Source organism: Gordonia sp. GN26 (assembly GCF_054823965.1).
This window is the reverse complement of the sequence record NZ_JSYC01000170.1, coordinates 1-22,885: the sequence shown is the minus strand read 5'-3', so window position 1 is coordinate 22,885 and position 22,885 is coordinate 1. Positions and strand designations below refer to the sequence as shown.

The following is a 22,885-nucleotide window of genomic DNA, read 5'->3' as shown; positions in this document are numbered from 1 at the left end:
CTCAGGCGGGGTAGCTGATCCCGGTCGCCGCGTGGCAGCGGTAACCGTGCGGGTTCTTCGCCAGGTACTGGTGGTGGAGATCCTCGGCGTAGTAGAAGTGTCCGTCACCCGCAGCGGCGAGCGGCTTGATCTCGGTGGCGATCGACCCGACGCCGGCGGCATCGAGCGCGGTCTGGAATTTCGCCGCCGACTCCTCGACGATCGTGGCGTCGTCGTCGGAGAGGGTGTAGACCGCCGACCGGTACTGGGTACCGATGTCGTTGCCCTGACGCATCTCCTGAGTCGGATCGTGCGACTCCCAGAAGATCCTGAGGATTCCCTCGAGGTCGATGACCGCCGGGTCGAAGACGACGAGCGTCGACTCGGTGTGGCCGGTGCGCGCGGTGCAGGTCTCCTCGTAAGTCGGGTTGGGCGTGTGGCCGCCCGCGTAACCGACCGCCGTCGTGTACACACCAGGGACCTGCCAGAAGATCTCCTCGATCCCCCAGAAGCAGCCACCCGCCAGGATCACCGCGGACAGGCCGTCGGCGAAGGTGCCGATTCCGCCGTTGGCGTAGGAGCCGTCGGCCTCCGGCCGTCCACGCATGGGCGTCTCCAGAACCAGATGGACTCCGGGGACCGTGATCTCGGTGTCGCGTCCGGGTAGTGCGGAATCGGCCGCGATGAGTTCCTGCTTGTGCGAACTGGCGGCGAAGAGCTGCTCGAGCCAAGACATGCGCCGAGTCTACGCGCGCCGCCTGGACGTCTCCTGAGTTCCCGAGTTGAGTCAGCCGTCCCAGTCTGTTTATGATGGCGGTCACATCCTGGCATGTGACACCCGTCACGTCCGCCGCCGGCCCTCGGGCCGACGATGCCGGGGTGCCGAGCCGATCCGCTGATGAAAGGCGACAATGGCGACGCACGCGACCGGAGACTATCGAGGTTCCCTCCGGACTCCTCGCGGCGCACCGCGCGCGAACTACGACGTCGCGAGAAGCTGCCGCACCATCGCGTTGAGCATCGTCGCCCTATTGGCCGTCATCGTCGCGCTCGCATTCATCTAAGCCTGTGATCTTCAACCGCACTTGATATTTCTTCGGGCCTGTTTGTTGCAATCACCCATGGTGTGGGGAAGGCTGGAAACATCCGCGTGGCGCCGACACAATCGGCGGACCCACGTGTGAACAGGGAATACGAAAGCACCTCAGAGAGGAACATCGTGGCTGAATACACCTTGCCGGATCTGGATTACGACTACGCGGCACTGGAGCCGCACATCTCCGGCAGGATCATGGAGCTCCACCACAGCAAGCACCACGCGACCTACGTCAAGGGCGCCAACGACACCCTGGAGAAGCTGGCCGCGGCCCGCGAGGACGAGAGCATCGCCGGAAAGGTCTACGGACTGTCGGCGACCCTGTCCTTCCACCTGGGCGGCCACACCAACCACTCGATCTTCTGGAAGAACCTGTCGCCCAACGGCGGTGGCGAGCCCGAGGGTGATCTCGCGGCAGCGATCACCGAGCAGTTCGGTGGCTTCGACAAGTTCAAGGCCCACTTCACCGCCGCTGCCACCACCCTGCAGGGTTCGGGCTGGGCGATCCTGGGCTACGACACCATCGGTGGCAAGCTGGTCATCCTGCAGCTGACCGACCAGAGCGGCAACATCCCCGCCGCGATCATCCCGGTCGTCATGCTCGACATGTGGGAGCACGCCTTCTACCTCGACTACCAGAACGTCAAGCCGGACTACGTCAAGGCTTGGTGGAACGTGGTCAACTGGGCCGACGCCGGTGAGCGTTACGGTCGCGCGAAGACCCAGGGCAGCGGCCTCATCGTGCCTGCCTGATCTTCCCTTCGCCAGACACCAACGGCGCCGGTCACCTTCGGGTGGCCGGCGCCGTTTGTCAGAAGATCAGCGTCACCGCGACGGCCACACCACAGGCGACGGCGATGGCGATGAGCGCCAGCAGATCTGCGCGTCCCGGCCGGGCCGGATGAGCGGTGAGACGACCGGTGCCGCCGCGGGCGGTGATCGCCTCGGCCATCTCCGCGCTACGACGCAGCGCCGATGACATGGCGGCCGTGATGAGATCCATGATCCCCATCTCCGCCGACGGATGATCGCTGCGCCCCTTTGCCGTCGGCCGCAGCTTGTGCGCGGCGCGCAGCATGCGCAGCTCCTCGATCAGCAGCGGAAGTCCCCTCAGGCACAACGCGATTGCGACGGCCCATTCATCGACGGGCAGACGCAGCCGCCGGAGGGGTCGCATCAACCGTGCGATCGCCGGCGCGACGTCGGCCATCGGGGTGGTCCAGATGACGAGGATCGAACTCGCCACGAGGACGAGCGCGAGGGTCACCGCCCGGAGGAACACCAGTCCGCCGTGCAGACCGGCGAACGAGACGTTGAAGGCGACGCCGATACCGATCAACCCCCAGAACCACCACGGTGGACGGGGGATGGCGCCCAACGGGATCCCGGCGATCAGCGCGGTGACGATGACGATCGCGGCCACCATCCCCAATGCCGGCCACGACGGCAGCACCCAGGTCATGATGCCGAGGATCAGCACGATCACCAGCTTGGTTCCCGCCCACAACCGGTGGACGAAGGAATCGCCGGGGACCTGCCGCAACGGAACCGTGCGCATGGTCATAGGGCTCCTCCGTCCCAGCCGGACGGCTGATCGACGTTCTGATGGGTGTCGGGCAGCAACTGCCCGTCGACGAGCCGGACGCGGCGGGTGCACACCGAGTCCAGCGACTCGAAGTCGTGCGAGATGATCACGATGGTCATGCCCTCGGCACGCAGGCGTGCGAGCAGCGCGACGATCTCCTCTCGGGCCAACGGGTCGAGACCGGCGAGCGGCTCGTCGAGCACCAGCATGTCGGGGTTGCGGGCGATGAGGCCGGCGAGCACGACGCGACGCATCTGGCCGCCCGACAGGGAATCGACCTTGCCGGCCGCCATCTGCCGGGGCAGACCGACCAGTTCGAGAACGCGGGCGACCTCGGCGGTCCCGACCTTCTCGCCGCCGGCCGCCATGATCTCGTCGGCGACGGTGACCTTCTGCAGCTGCAGGCGCGCGTGCTGGAAACCCAGACCGACCGCGCCGACATGCTCGGTGACCGGCTCCCCGGCGTCGTAACCGGCTGCGGGAGTGAACTTTCCGGCGGTGTCGAGTAGGTGACACGTTCCGGTGCGCGGCGACAGGAGGCCCGCCATGATCCAGGCGAGGGTCGTCTTGCCCGACCCGTTGCCGCCGACGATGAGCAACCCCTCGCCGCGATACACGGTGAGCGTGACGTCGGTGAGGGCCACGACCTCCCAGGGCGACCCGGGTAGGTGCGCATATCCCACGTGGTCGAGCACCAGCAGCGGCCCGCCGATGTGCGGCCCCGGTGCCGCGAGGGACGTCGACGATCCGGTCGGCGAAGCATGGTCGAGGTCGAGGTGGGGATCCGGCATCCAGTGCGGCGGATGCGGAACCACCCGGCCGGCCTCGAGGTGGATGACGCGGTCGGCGGCCGCGGCCTCGCTGCCGCGATGGGTGATCAGCACGACCGCGATCCCGCGTCGGGCCGGTAGCGTCGCCAGCAGATGCAGGAGCTGCCCGCGGCCCTCCGGGTCGACCATCGAGGTGACCTCGTCGGCGATGAGGAGCTGTGGATCGCGGGCGAGGGCCGCAGCGACCGCCAAGCGCTGCTGCTGCCCGCCGGACAGATCGGTGGTCTCGCGGTCGCCGAGACCGGTCAGGCCGACCTCGGCGAGGAGCGCCTCCACGTCGACGTCGGCATCCGGCGGCAGACCCCACACCACGTCGTCGGCGACGCGGGAACCGAGCATCTGGATCTCCGGGCGCTGCAGGACGAGCGCGGTGCCGCCGTGTACGCCGAGCCCGGCGAGACCCGGGCGGTGTACGACGCCGGTGGTCGGGGCACGGCCGGCCAGGATCTTCGCGAGTGTCGACTTACCCGAACCGTTGGCGCCGACGACCGCCACGAACTCACCGGGCTCGATGCGCAGATCGATGTCGTGGAGAACCGGTTTCGCGTCCGGGTTGTAGGCAAAGCCGACACGTTCGGCGACGATCGGCAGCGGCGCGACTTCGGTTGCGGTGGACGCCGGCCCGTCGGAGGTGAGTGTGTCCTCGCTGGGCACGTCGCGCAGTCGCGCGATCACACCGCCGAGAATCCACCAGGCGGCGAGCAGCGAGATCGCGGTGCCGACCGTTCCGGAGATCCAGATCCACGCCCACCAGTGGCCGGCGATGCTGCGGCTCATCGAGTCGAGTGCGTCGGCCACGGCATCGGTGGGCCCCCACCCGCGCAGCCACTTCGCGACGCCGTGGAGGGAGTTCGTCATCGCCTCGATGGTCAGCTCACGCAGGGGCACCAGGACCCAGAGGATCAGGACGGAGACCCCACCGAGGAGCGGCGAGGCCACCAGCGTGGCCAGTCCGAGCGCCCCGAGCCCGCGGCGGCGGCGCTTGAGGTCGCCGACGATCCCGCCGATCAGCGCCGAACCGAGCACGGTGGCCATGGCGCCGGTCCCCGCCATCGCGAACGCGACCGCCGTGGTCGCCACCGTGGCGGTGAGCAGTGCACGCGGCCGCGTACGGGCCGCGATGAGGGCAAGAGGAACCGGGGCGAGTAGCCCGGCCGCCTGCGCCAGCGGGATGACCGAGGCGATGACCACCGCGGCGACGGTCAGGCCGCCGAAGATCGCGACGGACGCGAACTCCATCGGACGCAACGGGGGCGAGTTCTTCACCGGTCCAGTGTGCCTGGGTCCCGGAGCCGTCGGTTGATCGCATGTAAACGAACCGTCACAAGAACGTGGTTCGGCTTGTCCGTTTCGTCCCTGCGGTGGATTCTTTTCACACGGGTGATCTTCGGCGGTCCTGGGTCCCAATGACCAGGTCTCCCACCCGGATTGGAGGTAGGACACGATGCAGTCGATTCCGATCGGACTCACCCCGTTCCAGCATGAGGGCACGCTGAACGGAATCCTCATCTCGGGCCGCTGGCCGGAGTCCACTCTCGAGTGGACGCAGACCCTCGTCGGTTCGGTGCGGATCGCGTGCCGGCCCGGCTTCCTCCCGACCACGACGATCTTCGGCGTCGTCGAGCAACGTCCGCCGCACGGCGGCGAGGACACGGTCGGGATGATGGTCGCGATCGGAAACGTCGTCGACGACAGCTTCGTCGAGGCCGGCAAGTTCCTGAACAATCCCCCGGCGCTCGTCATGCTGCATCCGCCGTCGCAGACCCGTCCGTCGCTGCCGGAGTGTTCCGAGGTCGCGTCGGGATGTGTGTTGCTGCCGGGGCTCCCCGAGCTCGGGCTCGAGCACCGGGCCGGCTGGGCCGAGGCGGAGGCCGACGGGACGGTGGTGAACCTCCGCAACGAGGTGGGCATCGACCCCAACGCCGACCCGGACACCGCGGTGCTCGCCATGCTTCTCGCAGCTTAGGGCCCCGAGGTCTCGGCGAAGGCGTTCTCCAGGGTCGCCCACACGTCTGGATCAGGGTCGCCGAACTTTAGGTTTTGTGCCCCCGACCTGCACAGATACGGGTTACTGACGAGTTGCATTCGCCAGTTAGGGCTCACTAACCTGGCGTTCGTGATTGCTGCCCTGCTCCTGAGTTTCGGCGTGATCTTCGTCGCCGAACTGGGCGACAAGTCACAGCTGATGGCGATGACCTACGCCCTGCGGTACCGCTGGTGGGTCGTCCTCCTCGCCATCACCGTCGCCACCACCGCGGTCCACGCCGCCTCGGTGTTCTTCGGTCATTTCCTCGGGATGTCGCTACCGGCCGATCTCATGTCGGTCCTGGCCGGCCTCGCCATGCTCGTCTTCGGCCTGTGGACGATCTACGGAGACCGCCTCGACGACGAGGACCAGAACCGCGCGACGCGAGTCGGCGCCTCGGTGTTCCTCGCCGTGATGTCGGCCTTCTTCCTCGCCGAACTCGGGGACAAGACCATGCTCGCCACCATCACCCTGGCCACCGACCACGACTGGCTCGGCGTGTGGATCGGTTCCACCGTGGGCATGGTGGCCGCCGACGCCCTGGCCATCGGCGTGGGCGTCCTGCTCGGCAAGCACCTTCCCGAGCGTGTCATCGCGATCGGTGCGGCCGTCCTGTTCTTCGGTTTCGCGATGTGGCTCACCGCGACCGGCCTGGCCGGGGCGTCGACCCCGATGATCGCCGCGACCATCACCGCGGCCGTCGTCATCATCGGCGTGGGCACGTTCCTCATCCGTCGCGACCGGCGACTCCGCGCCGACTCCGACTCCGAAGCAGCCGTTCCCGAGCGTTCGCTCGGTGTACACGAGGGCTGAACGCGGACACCCCGCAACAGCTGACTATCGTGAACGTGCACCCCGCGCCGGTGCACGTCGTCCACTACCGGGACACGGGTCCGGCGGCAATCGGTACCGCGAAAGGACTACTTCACCCATGGACGTTTCAGGCGCTTCCGTTCTGGTCACCGGCGGGGCATCGGGCCTCGGCGCAGCCACCGCCCGTCGCTTCGCCGCCGCAGGCGCACAGGTCTTCGGCCTCGACCTGCAGGCCTCGATCGACAAGGCAGCACCCACCGACGGCGTCACCCTGATCGCCGCCGACGTCACCGACGAAGCGCAGGTCCAGGGCGCCATCGACACGATCGCCGAGTCCGGCGCACCTCTGCGTGTCGCCGTCAACTGCGCCGGCGTCGGCTGGGCCGCACGCATCCTCGGCAAGAACGGCCCCCACGAACTCGACCTCTTCCGCAAGGTCATCGACATCAACCTGGTCGGCACCTTCAACGTGATGCGGCTGGCCGCCAACCGCATGTCGGAGGAGTCCACCATCGACGGTGACGGCCAGCGCGGCGTCATCATCAACACCGCCTCGGTGGCTGCCTTCGAGGGCCAGATCGGTCAGATCGCGTACGCCGCGTCGAAGGGCGGCGTCCACGCGATGACCATCTCGGCGGCCCGCGACCTCGCCCGGATCGGTGTGCGCGTCTGCACCATCGCCCCCGGCACCATCAGCACCCCGATGCTCGCGGGCGTCACCCCTGAGTTCCAGAAGACCCTGGCCGAGGCCATCCCGTTCCCGCAGCGTCTCGGCGAGCCCGACGAGTACGCACAGCTGGCCGAGTTCATCGTCGAGCACAACTACCTCAACGGCGAGACCATCCGCATGGACGGCGCGATCCGGATGGCTCCGCGCTAGAGTCCCGAATCCCGGTCCTCGGCTGATCGACCGACGGACGCCACCTCGGCACCCTCGGTCGCCATCAGCTCCTCGGACAACCTGATCAGCGGTGCGGCATCCGCTTCCAGACCCTCGCCGTCGGCGGGGGCGAGGTCGCGGACCGCGCCGCTGATCTTGTCTCCGGACCCGTCGGCCGCCGCCCTCATCTCCGCCACCGCGGTGCGCAGCAACCGAACCTGCACGTCGGCCTGGGCGTACTCGAACACCGGCGGCAGATACGGGCTGAGCTGTGTCAACGCGTCACGTGTCTCGACCACACGGCGGTGGAGCTGCGTCGTCGGCGACAGCTGCCCCGTACCGGGGAGGACGACCTCCGGTACCGCGCCGGTGACCAGGCGCCACAACGGCAGGAGTTCGGTGTCGAGTCGACGACGGCGCCGGTTCGCCACGAGGGTCTGAACCCTGGAGTAGACCATCGGGTAGCTGATGCCGAGCAGGAACGACACGACCCCGATGATCGCCAGGACCCGGTTGGTGGTGACGAGCCACGGGGACCTCGCGACATTGGTCGCACTGACCGCGACGAACACGATCTGCGCGATCGCGCCGAGCGCCAGGAACCCGAGTCCGGCCATCAGCAGACCCAGCGACACCCGCAGGTACCCGTCGGCCGTCGCATAGAACTTCCGGACACTGTTGACGCAGGCCAGGAAGCCGTATGTGAGGTAGCCGCTCGCGATCAGCATGAAGAGCGCGAAACCCCAGTTCTGGACGGTCCATTCGCTGATGGTCTCGGTCCGGATCTCTTCCGGGATCACCAGCATGGTGATCTGGAGACCGATGAGCGCCGCGACGAGCGGCAGCGCCTCCCAGCCTGCGCGTCGTTCGCGGGACACCCGGTCGGGGAAGAAGAACACCACGACCAGCGCGGCCACCCCGATCGCGAGGAGCGCGTAGAACGCCACCCTCGACAGTCCTTCGAATCCCCTGGTGTTGAGCGTGGAGGCCACCGTCTCGTCGACCACCACGAAGGCGACGGTCAAGGATGCGACCGCGACCATCATCGCCAGCGGTTGGAGTCCCCAGCCGGCCCGGCGGATCTGGTCCAGTCGCCAGCAGAACGCGATCGCGAAGACCACGCCCGCAAGCGCATTGACGATGCCGATACCCGCCTCGACGCCCTGGGCGAGGACGACGACCGTGGCGGCCGACCCGGTCACAGCCATCCGCGGTGCCCACCCAGCAATCGCTGGAGGCCCCGTAGCTCGTCGTGCGCGACTGTACTGCCGACGCCGGTGCTGGCGTCTTCGGCCCAGGCGAGGATCATCGACGCCAGCATCTCGGCCTCCCACTCACGGTCATCCGAGTAGCAGGTACGACGTAGTGCCGCGTCGGACGAATCCTGGGTGAGCGCGGCCAGCCCCTCGACGGACACCTCGCCGAGCATCTGATGCCCGGCGATGAGGTGCCCGAACTCGTGGATGACGATCTGGTCGCGATGCAACGGCGAGGTGTTCGCCTGATAGAAGAAGTAGTCCGCGTCGGCGGCCGCCAACCAGATCCCGTTGGGCACACCCGCGGGCAACGGATGGGCCAGCAACCGGATCGGACGACCCCGTCGCTCGCCGTAGCGGTCACACAACTGCGTGACGTCCAGCGGGAGATCGAGATCGAGTCCACGCAACGCGGTGCGACACAGCACCCGCAGAGCACGCTCGGATCGACGCATGTGCACAATCGAACCACGACGCCGCAAGGGCACGCGATTTGTGTCCACCGGGCGCGGAAGAGAACGCCACGAGGCGGTCACCGGTTCGGACTGGTGTTGGGCCGACACCCCACGGCCCATCCTCGTGTCCGACGCCCGGCGACCGGTGCGACGCGGTCTCGACCGTCAGGCCGAGAACCGGGTCAGCCCTCGCTCGTCTCCCCGACCACACGCAGACGCGAATCAGCCGACGGCTTCTCGTCGCTGAGTCCCGCCGCGATGACGTCCGGCGGATCCTTCGGCAGCCCCTGCTGCTCGCGCAGTACCTTGATCAGTTCGTTCACCACGGTGACCGAATCGCTCGAGAGTCCCGCAAGGCGGAATGCCGCCAACTGCACGTTGGTGTCCGCCTGCAACCGCATCAGATCGATCTCGTCGCGGGTGCGCTGCGCGGCCCGATCCTCGAGGAAGTAATGCACGTCGACCCCGAATGCGGCCGCGATTCCCTCGACGGTTCGGAACGACGGGGACTTGGCTTTCCCCGATCGCAACTGGCTCAGATACGACTCACCCAGACGGAACCCCCGCTCCGTCGACCGCGCCGCAATCGCCTTGGCACTGTATGCCCTCCCGTTCGGACCGGGAACGGTCCGAAAAAGCTCCTCGAGTCGCCGGGCGAACAACCCCGGATCGAGTGCATCCGATTCCTTCGTTCTCGAACGATCGGAGTCGGTGCGTCCGGTGTCGCCCATGGGCTTCTCCGCCCCTTCTGAAGTCATGACCATCTTCTCCGAAATGCGAAACTTGAATTTGCAAACATTAAAGCCCGCTGCACTCGGCCGTTGCAACGACCGGTACGGTCAGAACGTACCGGACCGTCGCACGCCATGCGTATCACCTGTGGTGATGATGTAACGAACGTTAGTGTGGCGTTCTTCACATTTCGGGGGGTAACACGTTGTCGGACTGCTTACGACACATGGTCTGGGGACCTCACTGCGACGCCCGGAGGGCGTCGAGATCCCGTCCCGCCCCCTTGGACCTCACACACAACTGTACGCCCGGAGCCGATCGATGACCCACCGCATTCCGGCGCCTCGCCACAGCCGCCGGCGGCGTCGATCCGTGGCATCTTTCTGTGCCGCCCTGGCGATGATCGCGTTCCTCGCTCTTGCTCCCGGCATCGCCTCGACGGCCCCGATCGGTTCCGGCGACTCCGGACCGGGGAACAGCGGGTCGGGCAATTCCGACTCGGGCGGTTACGGCGCACACAGTGCCGACGACGACTCCGACAATGCTGACGACAGCGACGATGCTGACGACTCCGACGACGACTTCGGGGTCTCCCCGCCGACCGGCACCCCGTCGGGCCCCGGGACACCGTCGGGAACCACCACGACGAGCAGCCCGGGAACCGGGAGCTCGACGCCGGAATCCTCCGCATCGGAGAGCTCGGGCACTTCGGCGACGTCAGAGACCTCGGCAACCGGGTCGTCGACGGAGCCCTCGACGACCGGGATCGTGATCCCCCCGCCGCCGGTGAACGTCCGGCCGAACCTGCCGTCGGCTCCGCTGCCCCCGAGCGCCGCCACCCCGCCGCGGGACGGAGAGGGAAAGCCTCCGGCCCCTGACGCCGTCCCGACCGTCGCCGCCCCCAGCGGTCCGCCCGCCCCAGCGGCACCGCCGGCAGCACCCGCCGCAAGAGCATCCGCAGGCGCCGGAGCACCCGCAGGCGCCGGAGCATCGGCACCCCGCGTCGGCGAGACCCCGAATGCCGGATCGCCGGAGGGGGATTCGCCCGACTCCGACGAGTCCGCCGCGCCGGTGCCGAACCCCCGAGGACCGTCGGACGGTCCAGCTCAGGCATTGCCGGATTCGTCCCCCGACACGATCCTGACCGGGGTCAAGAAGTTCCTGGTCGGGGTGGCCCCAGGTGGCCTGATGCTGCTCGGCGCCGTCGCCCTGTTCGGCAGCGGATCGTTCCTGGACTCCCTGCGCACCCTGCGTTCCTGACGTCCCCCGGACTCGTCCCACCGACCCGGCAGATCAGTAGTCGGTCCGGGCCAGCAGATCGCGTTCGTGGGGGACGTCGTCGACGGCGCTCCCGGAGATCCACTCCCGCAACACCTTTGTGGCCCGCACGTCGTCCTCGTTGTACTCCAGCAGGCGCTCGCGCTGACCGAGATCGGGGCGTCCACCGCCCAGCGCGACCGCGGCGCGGTACCACTCCATCGACGCCTCGCCGCTCGCGTCGTCATCGCGCCAGGCGAACCCGGCGACCGGCGCGACCCGCTTCAGACCCTTGCCGCGGGGGCAGATGAAGTTCTCGCCGACGGCCTCGTAGATGTCGACCCACTCGTCGGAGGCGATGAACGCCTCCACCTCGCGGCGCGTCGGGATACCGGGTTCGCCGGCGAACCGGTCGGCCGAACCCAGCAGCCAACGGTTCTCGGCCTGTTGTGAGTAGCAGTACGCCGCGAAGGTCTTCCCGCTCTGCCGGGCGGCGAGCCGTTCGGCCGTCAGCCAGGCCCAGAACTCGGCGAACGACCTCGCCTCGTCGCGCGTGGGCAACGGGTCCCAGGTGACGAACGGCCGGTACACGACCGGCTCGTCGGGCGCGGTGGTGTCGGTGCGCAGCGTGCCCCACAGGTAGGCACCGTGCTCGCCGTAGCTCTCCATGTCGACGTCGACCTCGACGTCGGCGCGGTACACCCGCGGGGTGTCCAGGCGCCGGACGAGTTCGGTTCCGGTCAGCCAGGCGATCGCACCGATCACCGCATCGTCGAATCGCGCACTGCCCGGCCAGTTCTCCGGCGGATCCCCGCGGTGCGCGGCGAGCTGGTCGATCGTCGTGATGCCCGCCTCGATGAGTGCGGTGCCCTGGTTCCCGGTGGCGACGAGCGACACGTCGCGGACGGCCTCCAGTTCCGGGCCGCACTTCACCCACCACGGGCACGACCGGCATTCGGCGACGCGCCGCGGTTCGGTCGGCACCTGCTGGCTTGCGATCGCCCGGCGCCGGTCCAGGACCTCGTTGTAGTCGTCGAGCATTGCGCCGGTGTCGTGCACCACGATGCAATCGGCGTCGACGCCGATCACGCCGCCGCGCAGGTCACCGCTCTCCGACGACGGGGCGCGACCGATCTCGACCAGCATCGCGGTGAGCTGGGCGAGGCGTAGGGCGTCGCGCCGGTTGGGCCGGGCGGTGCGATACGGGTCGGGCGTGGGCGCCCAACCCCAGAGCGGGCTGGTGACCAGCGTCGGCGGACGGCTCGGATCCGGGGCGGTCTTCGCGGGTTGGGTTATCCGGTGATTGACGACGATGACCGGGACGTAACCGTCGCCCACCCTCACCAGGAGTTCGGCGTGGCCGCGACGCCCGTGCTCGACATCGGTGGGCAGCGCCGCATTCCAGATCCACGCGACACCCTCGTCGCAGGCCTTCATGGTGGCGGCGACCCGGTCCACGGCCCGGGACTCCGGATCGATGGCGACGAACGCACCCGGCTGATCGCTGTGGATACCGCGGAGCAGATCACGGACCGCGGCCCGATGGTCGGCCGCGGCCTCCTTGCGTCGCTGGACGCCGGGCGGGTCGGGTTCGGTACCGGGACGCCCCTCGTGACCGAAGTCGAGAGCGACCCGGTGCTCGCAACCCGCCAGATCGCGCGGCGACAACACCACAGAGGCCACGCCATCCCTTTCTCGGCTCGAGCAGTCGGACGCGTGGCCCCACCGGGCCACGTGTCATGCTTGTACTTGTTACCACGCCCGCAGCGGTCCACTCGGCAGCAGCGAAAGGTCATTCGATGGGTTTGTTGTCCTCCGACGGTAGGTCTCGCGCTCAGCGCCGCGCAGAGGCCAAGGCTCTCAAGACGAAAGCCAAGCTCGAGGCGAAGTTCGACGCCAAGCACCGGCGGAAGGAACAGAAGGCTCGTCGCAAGACCGAGCACAAGTACCTCCAGAAGGATCTGAAGGCCGAGCGCAAGACCGCCAAGCAGCTGGCGAAGGCCCAGGAGAAGGTGGTCAAGGCCGAGACCAAGAAGGTCGGTGCCGAGGCGAAGGCGGCCGCCGACGCCAAGGTGTTCAGCCCGGCCAGCGTCAAGCGCTACCTCACCGTCGCCCGCCTCGTGGCTCCCATCGCCGTCCCGATCGCCTACCGGGCCGCGGTCGCCGGTCGCGCTCAGCTCTCGGCACTGCAGGCCAGTCGTGCAGGTGTGTCGCCAGAAGTGTTGCGCCAGTTCAGCGGCCACGGTGCCGCCCTGTCCGCGCGGATCGCCACGACGCGCACCGCCCTGGACAAGGTCGTCGCGCAGGACACCAGCGCCGACGCCAAGGACTTCGTCGCGGCGATGACCCAGCGTCTGGACAATCTCGACGTCGCGGTCGGCGCGGCCGAGACCATGTCCGCCGCACAGCGCCGGACGGCTCACCAGTCGATCGACGACGAACTCGTCGCCATCGACGCCGACATTCTCGCGAGGCTCGGCGTCCGATCCTGAACCTCTAAGATGGGTTCCACGCGTCGCGTCGGGGGTCTCCCCTGCGCGCACACCCCGGAGACACACGCACGACCGGGACACACGCAAGGGAGCGCCGTATGACCGAGCAGGAGCCGAACGTCACGCCGTCCGACGGCGGTGCGGACAACGACGAACCGACCCTGTTCCCCATCACTCCCCCGGAGTCGGCTGCGGCCGATCCCGCGCCGGCTCCCGATCAGCCTGCGCCGAAAAAGACCCCGGCCAAGAAGGCGCCTACCAAGAAGGCCGCGGCGGAATCCGGCGGCGACAAGTTGCCGGCCAAGAAGGCCGCGAAGAAGGCACCCGCGAAAAAGGCCGCCCAGAAGAAGGCGCCGGCGAAGAAGGCCGCGAGCGCTGCGCCCGCCAAGAAGGCCCCCGCGAAGAAGGCGCCGCCGAAGTCGGCGCCTCCCGTCACCGAGGCCCCCGCCGCCGAGACTCCCACTCCCGCGCCCGCGGCGCCGGCGACTCCCACGCCGACACCGACGCATCCGCCGGTTGACGTCGTCGCCGAATCCGATGCCGCGCGAGCCACTTTCGCGCAGTTGCGGTCCGGCGCACCCACCGAACCGCCGACGACCAACCTCACCCCCGCTTACGCGGGGCTGGCGGCGGTCGTGGCGATGCTGGTGTTCGTGGTGCTGCGGCGCATCCTGCGCCGGTAACTACCGCGGCGGGGGTGAGACCTCGACGCCGCCCGACTCGTGTTCGGGTCCGGCGTTCGGGTGTTCGGCGGGTAGCCGTCCACGGAAACGTGCGGCTTCGCTCGGACCCGGTTCCTCGCCCCGCGAGTGCGGCGGCCGGTGGTACGGTCCCGGCTTCGGGCGGGCCTTGCCGCCGGGGAATGCCAGGCGTGCGATGGTGCGGTGGACCTGTCCCCACTGCTGTCCGAAAGGCCCGGTGTTGTAGGGCAATCCGTAGCGCTCGCAGATGTCCTTCACCTTGGGTGCGACCTCCGAGTACCGGGTGCTGGGCATGTCGGGATACAGGTGGTGCTCCACCTGGTAGCCGAGGTTGCCGCTGATGATGTGGAACAGCGGGCTGCCCTCGATGTTCGCCGCACCCACGAGCTGGCGGACGTACCAGCCGCCGCGGGTCTCGTTCTCGGTCTCTTCCTTGCTGAATGTGTATGTCTGGTCTGGGAAATGGCCGCAGAAGATGATGGCGTGCGCCCAGACGTTCCGGATGATGTTGGCGGTGAAGTTCGCGGTCAGCGTGCGGAGGAAGGTGCTCTCCGCACCGGGCAGGACCTGATCGGCGAACTTCGCCGCGGCCTTCCCCCGTCGCCCGCCGCGTCGTCGGATCGCGTTGCCGATCCGCGAGGTCGACGGCTGACGGATCGCACCGCCGGTCGCGGCCTGGCTCAACAGGAATGCGCCCGCACTGATCGCCGGCCAGCCGATGTAGTCCTTCACGACCTGGCGACGCATCTTGCCCGCGATGCCCTTGAGATCCCTGGTCAGCTCCGAGATCGGCTTCTCGCCGCGTCGGATCGCCTCGAGGTCGAGATCGTGTAGCGCGACACCCCATTCGAAGAACGCGGTGAGCAGGACGTTGTAGAACGGCTGGAGCAGGTAGACCGGATGCCACTTCTGGTTCGGGTCGATCCGCATGATCTCGTAGCCGAGATCCTTGTCCTTACCGCGGATGTTGGTGAACGTGTGATGGATGTAGTTGTGGGAGTGCTTCCACGCCTCGGCGGTGGAGGCGGTGTCCCAGTCCCACACCGAGGAATGGATGTAGGGATCGTTCATCCAATCCCACTGTCCATGCATCACGTTGTGGCCGATCTCCATGTTCTCCAGGATCTTGGCCATACCGAGGCACGCCGTACCTGCGACCCAGGCTCCCCGCGAACGCGAGTTGAGCAACACGATGCGCCCCAGCGCGGCGAGTTGCCGCTGGGTGGCGATGACGGTCTTGATGTAGCGCCGGTCGCGGTCGCCGAGGTCCCCGTAGACCTCATCGTGGATCGCGTCGAACTCCTCGGCGAGCTTGTCGATCGTCTCCTGATCGAGGTGCGCCAACGGATTGGTCACGCGCTGTCCGGAATCGGTGGTTGTCATGTTCTGGTCCTTCCGGTCGTGTCCGACCTTCGGTCGGTGGTCTCGGTCTGACCCTGGGTCAGAGTTCGACGTCGACGTCTCCCTCTGCGGTGTTCACACAGATGCGGATGCTCGATCCCTCCGGCGAGCTGACCTCGCCGGTCCGCAGATCCCGGATGCTCCCCTGCTTGAGAACCCCGGTGCAGGTGTGGCAGATACCGATGCGGCAGCCGAACTTCAGCTGCATGCCGTTCTCCTCGCCTGCGACGAGGATCGGCTGGCCCGGCTCGCAGGTCACCTCGGTGTCACTGCGCGTGAACCGGACGGTGCCCCCCTCTCCCTCACCCGCGTTCCCGCCGATGATCGGCTGGAAACGTTCGAGATGGATCCGGTCGCCGACGCCTTCGGACTCGAAATGCTCGACGAGACTGTCGAGGAGTTCACGGGGTCCGGAACACATGACCTGCCGTTCACGCCAGTCCGGACACAGTTCGTCGAGGTCGGTCGCCTTGATCCGGCCGTCCCGGCCTGTGATGCGCAACGTCAGATCGAATCCGCCGTGCCGCTCGTCCATCGACTCGAGATCGGACTTGAACATCACCTGCTCGTCGCTGTGCGCCGAGTGGATCGCGACCACGTCATCGACCCGATCGCGATGGTCGAGGTCGCGGAGCATGCTCATGATCGGGGTGATGCCGCTGCCCGCACTGATGAACAGCATCTTCTCCGGCAGCGGATCGGGCAGCGTGAACACGCCTTCGATCTCACCGAGCCGCACGATCTCCCCCGGGCGGATGCCGCGGACGAGGTAGGGCGAGACCTTGCCTTCCTCCACCAGCTTCGGGGTCACGCTGATCAGACCGTCACGAGGGTGGGGGTCGGAGGTCAACGAGTAAGCGCGCCAATGGAACACCCCGTCGATGACCACTCCGAGACGCACATATTGTCCCGGTTGGTGGCCCGGCCACTCGTAGCCCGGTTGGATCCACACCGTTGCCGCATCCGCACCCTCGGGTCGTACTTCGACGACCCGCCCGCGCAGCTCCCGAGTGGTCCAGAGCGGGTTGATCAGCTCCAGGTAGTCGTCGGGGTGCAGGGGGTTGAACAGGTGCCGGATCGCGCCGAGGAAACCTCGACGCAGCGGGGAGACCTTGGGTGTTGCGCCGCGTTCAGCCACGGAAAAGCCTTTGTTGCAATTCGATTCGTGTCACGAGACCTCGCAAGCGGTCGTCGGTTGCCTCTTCGTTCCCACGAGCTGCTCCATGGGTACCCTCCGAGCGATCTGGGTCCGACCCTACGACCTCAGGGGCCTCGGGGTGGGTCACTCGATCAGATCGGTTCACATCGGCCGGATTACCTACGCGATCAGGATCTAAACCCAGGTCGAAGCATCAATCCGGATACGTTCTCCGACAACTGGGACCTATCGGACAGCCGACGACTCGATGCGCCTGCAGATCGCCGCCGCCACCTCGTCCGGCCGGGATTCCGGGAGCCAGTGATCGGCACCCGGCAGGACGACGAAGTCGTACGGGGCGTCGACCCATCCCGAGGACAGTTGCGCACCGACCCTGCCCAGGGCGATGTCGCGGTCGCCCCAGAGGTACGTCGTCGGAACCCGCACCTGCCGGGGCGTCGACCTCTTGTCTGGGATGGGCATCGCCCGATACCAGCCCAACGCGCCGGGCAACGCCCCGTACTCCGCGACGTCCGGAACGATGCGGGAGGCGAACGGTTCCGGAAGTCCCATGCGCACACCGAAATCCGGCCGGGCGGTCATCAACCGCCCGAGCAACTTCTCGGGCAGCGCCGGGATCTGGAACGCGAGCATGTACCAGGACCGGAGGAACTGTCCACGGGGCATCGCCTGCAGGAACGCACCGGGGTGCGGAACCGACAGTGCGGTCAACGTCCGCACCCGGTCGGAGTGATGGGCCGCGAGTGTCCACGCCACCGCCGCACCCCAGTCGTGTCCGACGACGTGCGCATCGTCGACCCCCGCGGCGTCGAGCAGCGCCAGCACGTCCGCCACCAACTCTCCCTGGACATAGTCCCGGCGTCGGGTGGGTCGCGCCCCGGGCGAGTAGCCGCGCTGGTCCGGGGCGATCGTGCGGAACCCCTTGTCGTGCAGCAGAGGAACGACGAGATCCCACGAGCTCGCCCGCTGCGGGAATCCGTGCAACAACACGATCGGTTCCCCGTCGCGCGGACCGGCGTCGAGCACGTCGAAGGTGTACGGACCGCGTCGGAATGTGGTCAGCGTTTCGGGCGTCACCGGTCTCCCGCCATCGCCGTCACACCATGGCCAGGACGCGGGCGGGGCCTCCGGTCCCGTTGGCGAACTTCGGCGCCCCGACCATCACCGTGGCGCCGAGGGGTGGGACGGCCTCGAGCTCGGCCATGGCCTCGACCGCATATCTTCCGGCCCCGAGAATCGCGGTGTGGGCTGCGGTCTCGTCGAAGATGTCGATGCTGAGGGTGTCGGTTCCGATGGCCACGATCTGGCGCTCGGCGACGAGCATGTCGACCACGTCACCGGAGAAACCGGCCGCATGCGCGCCACCCGTTCGCGGCTCCCAGCCGGTGTGCAAGGCGACCAGCGCACCCCGCGGAATCCGGCCGTGGCTCTTCTCCCAGTCCGCGACGTCACGTTCGCTCAGTCTCGCGCGCGGGTTCCTGCGCGCGTGCCCCGCGATGCTGATGACCGCAAGCGGCGCCACCAGGTTGCGCGGGTCGATCCGGTCGACGGTGATGCCGTTCCCGATCTTGTGCGCGGGCGCATCGACGTGGGTGCCGCTGTGCTCGGCGAAGGACATCCAGTTGGTGGCGAACCCCGAATTGCCCGGGCCGACCCGGGAGGTCGGAACCGTCACGACGGGCGGCTCGCCGGGCCACAGCGGGAACGACGAGGACAGCGTGTGGGTCAGGTCGACGACCCGACGACCTGCCCCCGTACCGGGCGCCGCATGGGCCATGGCCGTCACCCCGACCCCGGCGGCCACCGCCGCCGCCGACACACCCGTCGCCACGCCCGCGGCGACCCGGATCGCCTTGCGCCGCGACATCCGCTGGGCCTCCTCGTGTGCGTGACGCACGATCGTCTCGTCGCACACGGTCAGTCCTCCCAGCGCACCCGCAGGATGCGATCGGTTCTGTCACCATCGCTTGTGGTCAGCACCAGCGATCCGTCAGGTGCCACGGCGGCACTCCGCAGACGGCCGTGCTTCTGTTCGAGGGCCTCGGTCTTCGACACGACGCGGCGCCCGTCGTCGGAGAGCTTCAGGAAGACCAGTCGCTTCCCCTTCAGTGCGGTCAGCACGAGTCCTCCGCTGTAGGGTCCCCACCCGGTGTCGGGCAGGAAGGCGATGCCCGGCGTCGCGATCGTGGAGTTCCCCGACGACCACACCGGCCCGATCGCGCCCGGCACCCGCTGGGTGTCGGTCATCGGTACCGACTCGTCGTAGATCAGCGGGGCGCGGTCCGGCTTGTAACCGTAGTTGCCGCCGGCAACGATCAGGTTCAGCTCGTCGTCGCGGCTCGTGCCCTGTTCGGCCACGTACACGCGGCCGGAGCCGGGGGCGACGGCGACTCCCTGGATGTTGCGATGGCCGAGGCTGTACACCGGGCTGCGCGAGTCCGGATTGCCCGGCGCCGGGGTGCCATCGAGGCGAATGTGCAACACCTTGCCGCCCAGCGACTTCCGGTCCTGGGGAACCGACGGGGTGGCGGAGTCACCGGTGCCGACCCAGATACTGTCGGCGGTGGCGGCCAGACCGCATCCGGCGTGTCGGCCGGCGGAGGTGACCGGGATGCCGCTGAGCAGAGTGCGTTCCCGGGCCATCTGGGTCCAGTCCGCGTTGACCCGCCAGGACACCACCTTGATGGTCTGGCCGGTCTGCGGCGCCGGGATCGGGAGGTCGGCGACCGATCCGGGCAGCGTGAACGCTCCCGGCACGGTGTATTCCGCCTGACACGAATACACCCGTCGGGTGTCGGAGAAGCGCGGGTCGATGGCGAGACCCATCAGCCCGGCTTCCTTGACCGCGAAGATCTTCGACAGGTCTGCCGCGACGTTCACCCGTTTCCCGTCGGGGCGCACGGCGAGGAACTTCCCCGAGCGTTCCCCGGTCAACACCGTGCCGTCCGGTGCGACGACGACGCCCCACGGGATGGTCAGGCCGTCGGCAACCGTCGAGACCTGCAGCGGCGCCTGCGCCTGAGCCGCCGGGGCGGCGATGGACATCCCGACGAGCACGGCCGCGGATGCGGTGATCGCCGCGAGCCCCCTGGCCGCCGGTCGGATGAGCTTCCTGTGTGCACGACGTGTCCGGATCACAGGAGTCACCGTAACCGCGACGCGGCGTCGGGTCAGGGCGAAACGGCGAGATCGAGATCTAGCGGCCGGGCAGGTACTTCAGTGCGCGAACCGCGGTCGGCGTGATGGCCCGGTAGACGTTCTTGGGGACCAGCGGGGCCCGGTCGATGCCGATGAAGCGCTGCTCGGCGATGGTCTGCGCCTCGGTGTACTTGAGGAGGCCCTCTTCGCCGTGGCGTCGGCCCACACCGGAGATTCCCATGCCGCCCATCGGCGCGGCGGTCGACGCCCAGGCGGCGGCGTATCCCTCGTTGATGTTCACGGTGCCGGCCCGCAGCCGCTCGGCGACAGCCTGTGCCTCGGCGCTGCTGCCGGCGAAAACGCTTGCGTTGAGCCCGTATTCGGTGTCGTTGGCGAGCTTGATGGCCTCATCCGTCGAGTCGACCGGGTAGATCGAGACGACCGGCCCGAAGGTCTCGTTGCCGTAGCAGACCATGTCGTCGGTGACGTCCGTCAGCACCGTCGGCTCGAAGAAGAACGGGCCGAGGTCGGGACGCCGCTTGCCGCCGGCGAGGACCTTGGCGCCCTTGGCGACCGCATCCTGGACGTGTGCCTCCGCGGTGTCGATCTGCGCGGCCGACGCCAGCGAACCCATGTCGGCGGTGAAATCGTATGTGCCCGAAAGCTTCATCATCGAGACAAAAGCCGCGAAACGCTCGGCGAACTCATCGGCGATCCGCTTGTCGACGTAGATCCGCTCGATCGAGATGCACAGCTGACCGGAGTTGGAGAACGCGGCGCGCGCAGCACCCTGCACGGCGTTGGCGATGTCGGCGTTCGCGGTGACGACCATCGGGTTCTTGCCGCCCAGCTCGGCCGAGAAACCGATGAGCCGACGACCCGCCTGCTCGGCGAGGGTGGCACCGGTTTCCGACGAGCCGGTGAACATCACGTAGTCGGTCGAGGCCATGATCGCCTGACCCACGACGCCACCCGGTCCCGGGACCACGGCGTAGAGCTCACGCGGGAGGCCGGCCTCGTAGAGCAGCTCCGCGAGAGCGAGAGCGCAGTACGGGGTCTGGCTGTCGGGCTTGATCACCACGCCGTTGCCGGCGACGAGCGCGGCGACAGCATCGGACACGGCCAGCGTCAGCGGATAGTTCCACGGGCTGATGACGCCGATGACGCCCTTGGGCAGGTGACGCACCCGGACACTGGTCGCGCCGGGCAGCATGCCCTTGACCTTGCGGTCGGCGAGCAGCTTGGGTCCGGCGGTCGCATAGTGACGCGCGGTGATCGCGACGTCGATGACCTCTTCCTGCGCGTAGATCCGGGCCTTGCCGGTCTCGGCCTGCGCGATGTCCATCAACGACTCGGCGTTGCGGAAGACGAGGTCGGAGAACTTGTCGATGACCTGGGCGCGTTCGGCCGGGGTCCGGGCGGCCCACCCCTGCTGTGCCTGCCGCGCGCGGGCGACCGCGGTCTCGAGGTCCTCGGCCGTCGCGACCGGGATGGTGGCCATCTCGGTGCCGCTGAAGGCCTCGAGCACCGACCGGGTGGGACGGCTCGCGGCGTCGTCGATTGCGACGAGGGCCCCGAGACGGGCGAAATATTCGGAGGTGGGCTTCGGCATTTCGGGTCTCCTCAGTGCAGGCTCGGGGCGTTGCGATGGACGGTCGAAGACCGGGCGATCAGCTCTCGGGACTGACGAGCACGATGCCGTCGTCGTCGGAGTAGACGATGTCGCCCGGGTTGAAGGTCTCGCCACCGATCGTCAGCGGCACGTCGCGGTCGCCGGCGCCGGTCTTGGTGGACTTGCGCGGGTTGGTGCCCAGCGCCTTGACGCCGATCGTCATCCCGCCGATGGCCTTGGCGTCGCGGATGGCGCCGTTGACGATGATCCCCACCCAGCCGTTGGACCGGCCGAGTTCGGCGATGATGTCGCCGACCAGCGCGGTGTGCACCGAGGCGTCGCCGTCGATGACCAGCACGCCGCCGGGGTTGGACTCGCTCAGGATGGACTTCAGCAGCGCGTTGTCCTGGAAGCACTTGACCGTGGTCACGCGGCCGACGAACTCGCGGTTCCCGCCGTACTGGTTGAACTGGGTGTCGCAACTACGGACGTCGGCCCCGATCTCGTCGACGAGATCAGCCGTCGGGGTGAAGGTCAGGTCACTCATGCGGACCAGTTTAGGTGTTACCGCAAGTTTCGGGTTACTCCCGGGTAGGTTCGGGCTGCCGTTCTCCAACGAGACCGTCGATGATCCCCGCGACCTCGTCGGGCCGCTCGGAGACCAGGAAGTGCTTGGCCTGCGGAAGGACCACGATCTCATCGGCGCCGAGGATGTCCGAATAGCGCCGTTGCTTCCACTCCCAGAACACCCGCCATCCGCGCAGCGTCGACGAGGCGACCACCACGACGACCGGTACTCGGGGCATCGGGGCGGTGCGACGCAGGCCGCGCAGGGTCTTGTTCATCGCACCGAAGGCGGCGTTCTCGACGAGCATCGCCAGCAGGAACGGCGGCTGCCCGAAGATGCGGGCTCCCCAACGGCGTTGTTGTTCACCGCGGCCCTCGGGAGGCGCCGGTACGACCCGCTTCCACACCTGCAGGCTCGGCCACCGCTGGATGCCGACGCGACTCGTCACCGCACGGGCCACACCCATGAGCCGGTGTGCGTTCCCGACCCGGAACGACAGCGGCACCAGGCGCCACGGCACGAGCACATAGGAGCCGTCGAGCACGACCACGCCCGCCGTCCGGCCGGGGTACTGCCGGGCGAAGGCCTCCACATAGAGCGAGGCCAGCGAATGTCCGACCACGACGACGGGTTCGGTCACACCGCGGGCCTCGAGGACCGCGACCATCCGTTCGACCTCGCCGAGCAGGGTCGGGAGGTGCTGCCGCCCGACCGGGCTCGACAACCCGTACCCCGGACGGTCGTAGCGGATCACCCGCCACGACGTCGACAGCCGGGCCACCAGCGGATCGAGGTCGAACCAGTTGCTTCCCAACGCCGCCATCAGCAGCAGCGGCGGACCCGAACCCTCGTCGAGCACGTGCAGCCGGTGCTCCCCGACGGTGACGAAGTCACCCGGCGCCGAT

At 68.2% G+C, this 22,885-nt stretch carries 22 protein-coding genes; 7 read left to right on the top strand and 15 right to left on the bottom strand.

Features of this window, described 5'->3' with window-relative positions; genetic code table 11:
- Position 1: 1 nt before the first annotated feature.
- Positions 2-715: a peptide-methionine (S)-S-oxide reductase MsrA gene (msrA, locus tag OK17_RS22005; RefSeq protein ID WP_461418758.1), complete on the bottom strand. Its 714-nt coding sequence runs from the start codon at positions 713-715 to the stop codon at positions 2-4.
- Between the two features lie 483 nt (positions 716-1,198).
- Here msrA and OK17_RS22000 point away from each other — a divergent pair, with 483 nt between their 5' ends.
- Complete coding sequence (locus OK17_RS22000; RefSeq protein WP_461418757.1) at positions 1,199-1,828, top strand: superoxide dismutase; 630 nt, start codon at positions 1,199-1,201, stop codon at positions 1,826-1,828.
- A 58-nt stretch (positions 1,829-1,886) separates the two neighbouring features.
- Here OK17_RS22000 and OK17_RS21995 read toward each other — a convergent pair whose 3' ends face one another.
- Entirely contained in the window at positions 1,887-2,639 is a 753-nt protein-coding gene (locus OK17_RS21995; RefSeq protein ID WP_232718365.1) for an energy-coupling factor transporter transmembrane component T family protein, read from the bottom strand.
- Positions 2,636-4,756 (bottom strand): ABC transporter ATP-binding protein, encoded by a 2,121-nt coding sequence (locus OK17_RS21990; RefSeq protein WP_232718364.1) that lies wholly within the window; start codon positions 4,754-4,756, stop codon positions 2,636-2,638. Before OK17_RS21990 ends, OK17_RS21995 begins: the two co-directional genes overlap by 4 nt.
- A gap of 178 nt (positions 4,757-4,934) precedes the next feature.
- Between OK17_RS21990 and OK17_RS21985 the strand changes: the two genes are divergently transcribed.
- From OK17_RS21985 to OK17_RS21975, 3 genes are all read left to right on the top strand, one after another.
- Complete coding sequence (locus tag OK17_RS21985; RefSeq protein WP_006868036.1) at positions 4,935-5,456, top strand: hypothetical protein; 522 nt, start codon at positions 4,935-4,937, stop codon at positions 5,454-5,456.
- A 150-nt stretch (positions 5,457-5,606) separates the two neighbouring features.
- Positions 5,607-6,329 carry a TMEM165/GDT1 family protein gene (locus OK17_RS21980; protein ID WP_232718363.1) on the top strand — a complete coding sequence of 241 codons (723 nt, stop codon included), beginning with the start codon at positions 5,607-5,609 and terminating at the stop codon, positions 6,327-6,329.
- Between the two features lie 118 nt (positions 6,330-6,447).
- The gene (locus OK17_RS21975; RefSeq protein WP_006358859.1) at positions 6,448-7,209 is read left to right on the top strand and encodes an SDR family NAD(P)-dependent oxidoreductase; all 762 of its coding nucleotides are present in this window, start codon (positions 6,448-6,450) and stop codon (positions 7,207-7,209) included.
- Here OK17_RS21975 and OK17_RS21970 read toward each other — a convergent pair.
- The 3 genes from OK17_RS21970 to OK17_RS21960 all read right to left on the bottom strand — a co-directional run bounded on the left by OK17_RS21970 (position 7,206) and on the right by OK17_RS21960 (position 9,678).
- Complete coding sequence (locus OK17_RS21970; RefSeq protein WP_461418756.1) at positions 7,206-8,417, bottom strand: MAB_1171c family putative transporter; 1,212 nt, start codon at positions 8,415-8,417, stop codon at positions 7,206-7,208. The genes OK17_RS21975 and OK17_RS21970 overlap by 4 nt on opposite strands.
- Positions 8,408-8,920 (bottom strand): hypothetical protein, encoded by a 513-nt coding sequence (locus OK17_RS21965; RefSeq protein WP_461418755.1) that lies wholly within the window; start codon positions 8,918-8,920, stop codon positions 8,408-8,410. Before OK17_RS21965 ends, OK17_RS21970 begins: the two co-directional genes overlap by 10 nt.
- A gap of 182 nt (positions 8,921-9,102) precedes the next feature.
- Positions 9,103-9,678, bottom strand: coding sequence for an XRE family transcriptional regulator (locus OK17_RS21960; protein ID WP_232718360.1), 576 nt, complete (start codon positions 9,676-9,678; stop codon positions 9,103-9,105).
- 346 nt (positions 9,679-10,024) lie between these two features.
- On the opposite strand from OK17_RS21960, the gene OK17_RS21955 reads away from it, so the two are divergent.
- Positions 10,025-10,912: a hypothetical protein gene (locus tag OK17_RS21955; protein WP_461418754.1), complete on the top strand. Its 888-nt coding sequence runs from the start codon at positions 10,025-10,027 to the stop codon at positions 10,910-10,912.
- Positions 10,913-10,945: 33 nt separating this feature from the next.
- Here OK17_RS21955 and OK17_RS21950 read toward each other — a convergent pair whose 3' ends face one another.
- The gene (locus OK17_RS21950; RefSeq protein WP_232718359.1) at positions 10,946-12,592 is read right to left on the bottom strand and encodes a TM0106 family RecB-like putative nuclease; all 1,647 of its coding nucleotides are present in this window, start codon (positions 12,590-12,592) and stop codon (positions 10,946-10,948) included.
- A 116-nt stretch (positions 12,593-12,708) separates the two neighbouring features.
- On the opposite strand from OK17_RS21950, the gene OK17_RS21945 reads away from it, so the two are divergent.
- On the top strand, positions 12,709-13,401 hold the full coding sequence (locus tag OK17_RS21945) for a DUF6474 family protein (protein ID WP_232718358.1): 693 nt from the start codon (positions 12,709-12,711) through the stop codon (positions 13,399-13,401).
- A 98-nt stretch (positions 13,402-13,499) separates the two neighbouring features.
- Positions 13,500-14,084, top strand: coding sequence for a hypothetical protein (locus tag OK17_RS21940; protein ID WP_461418753.1), 585 nt, complete (start codon positions 13,500-13,502; stop codon positions 14,082-14,084).
- Here OK17_RS21940 and OK17_RS21935 read toward each other — a convergent pair whose 3' ends face one another.
- The 8 genes from OK17_RS21935 to OK17_RS21900 all read right to left on the bottom strand — a co-directional run.
- A complete protein-coding gene (locus OK17_RS21935) occupies positions 14,085-15,485 on the bottom strand; it encodes a fatty acid desaturase family protein (protein ID WP_232718356.1) in 1,401 nt (466 codons plus the stop codon).
- Between the two features lie 58 nt (positions 15,486-15,543).
- Positions 15,544-16,641 carry a ferredoxin reductase gene (locus tag OK17_RS21930; RefSeq protein WP_232718355.1) on the bottom strand — a complete coding sequence of 366 codons (1,098 nt, stop codon included), beginning with the start codon at positions 16,639-16,641 and terminating at the stop codon, positions 15,544-15,546.
- A 246-nt stretch (positions 16,642-16,887) separates the two neighbouring features.
- Positions 16,888-17,739, bottom strand: a complete 852-nt coding sequence (locus OK17_RS21925) for an alpha/beta fold hydrolase (RefSeq protein WP_461418752.1) — start codon at positions 17,737-17,739, stop codon at positions 16,888-16,890.
- 19 nt (positions 17,740-17,758) lie between these two features.
- A complete protein-coding gene (locus OK17_RS21920) occupies positions 17,759-18,577 on the bottom strand; it encodes a cyclase family protein (RefSeq protein ID WP_232718353.1) in 819 nt (272 codons plus the stop codon).
- Positions 18,578-18,579: 2 nt separating this feature from the next.
- Positions 18,580-19,800 carry a PQQ-dependent sugar dehydrogenase gene (locus OK17_RS21915; protein WP_461418751.1) on the bottom strand — a complete coding sequence of 407 codons (1,221 nt, stop codon included), beginning with the start codon at positions 19,798-19,800 and terminating at the stop codon, positions 18,580-18,582.
- Between the two features lie 58 nt (positions 19,801-19,858).
- A complete protein-coding gene (locus tag OK17_RS21910) occupies positions 19,859-21,412 on the bottom strand; it encodes a succinic semialdehyde dehydrogenase (protein ID WP_461418750.1) in 1,554 nt (517 codons plus the stop codon).
- A gap of 58 nt (positions 21,413-21,470) precedes the next feature.
- Positions 21,471-21,959, bottom strand: a complete 489-nt coding sequence (gene rraA, locus OK17_RS21905; protein WP_232718350.1) for a ribonuclease E activity regulator RraA — start codon at positions 21,957-21,959, stop codon at positions 21,471-21,473.
- 34 nt (positions 21,960-21,993) lie between these two features.
- Positions 21,994-22,885 (bottom strand): alpha/beta fold hydrolase (locus tag OK17_RS21900; RefSeq protein ID WP_461418749.1); only part of this gene is annotated, 892 nt, incomplete at its 5' end.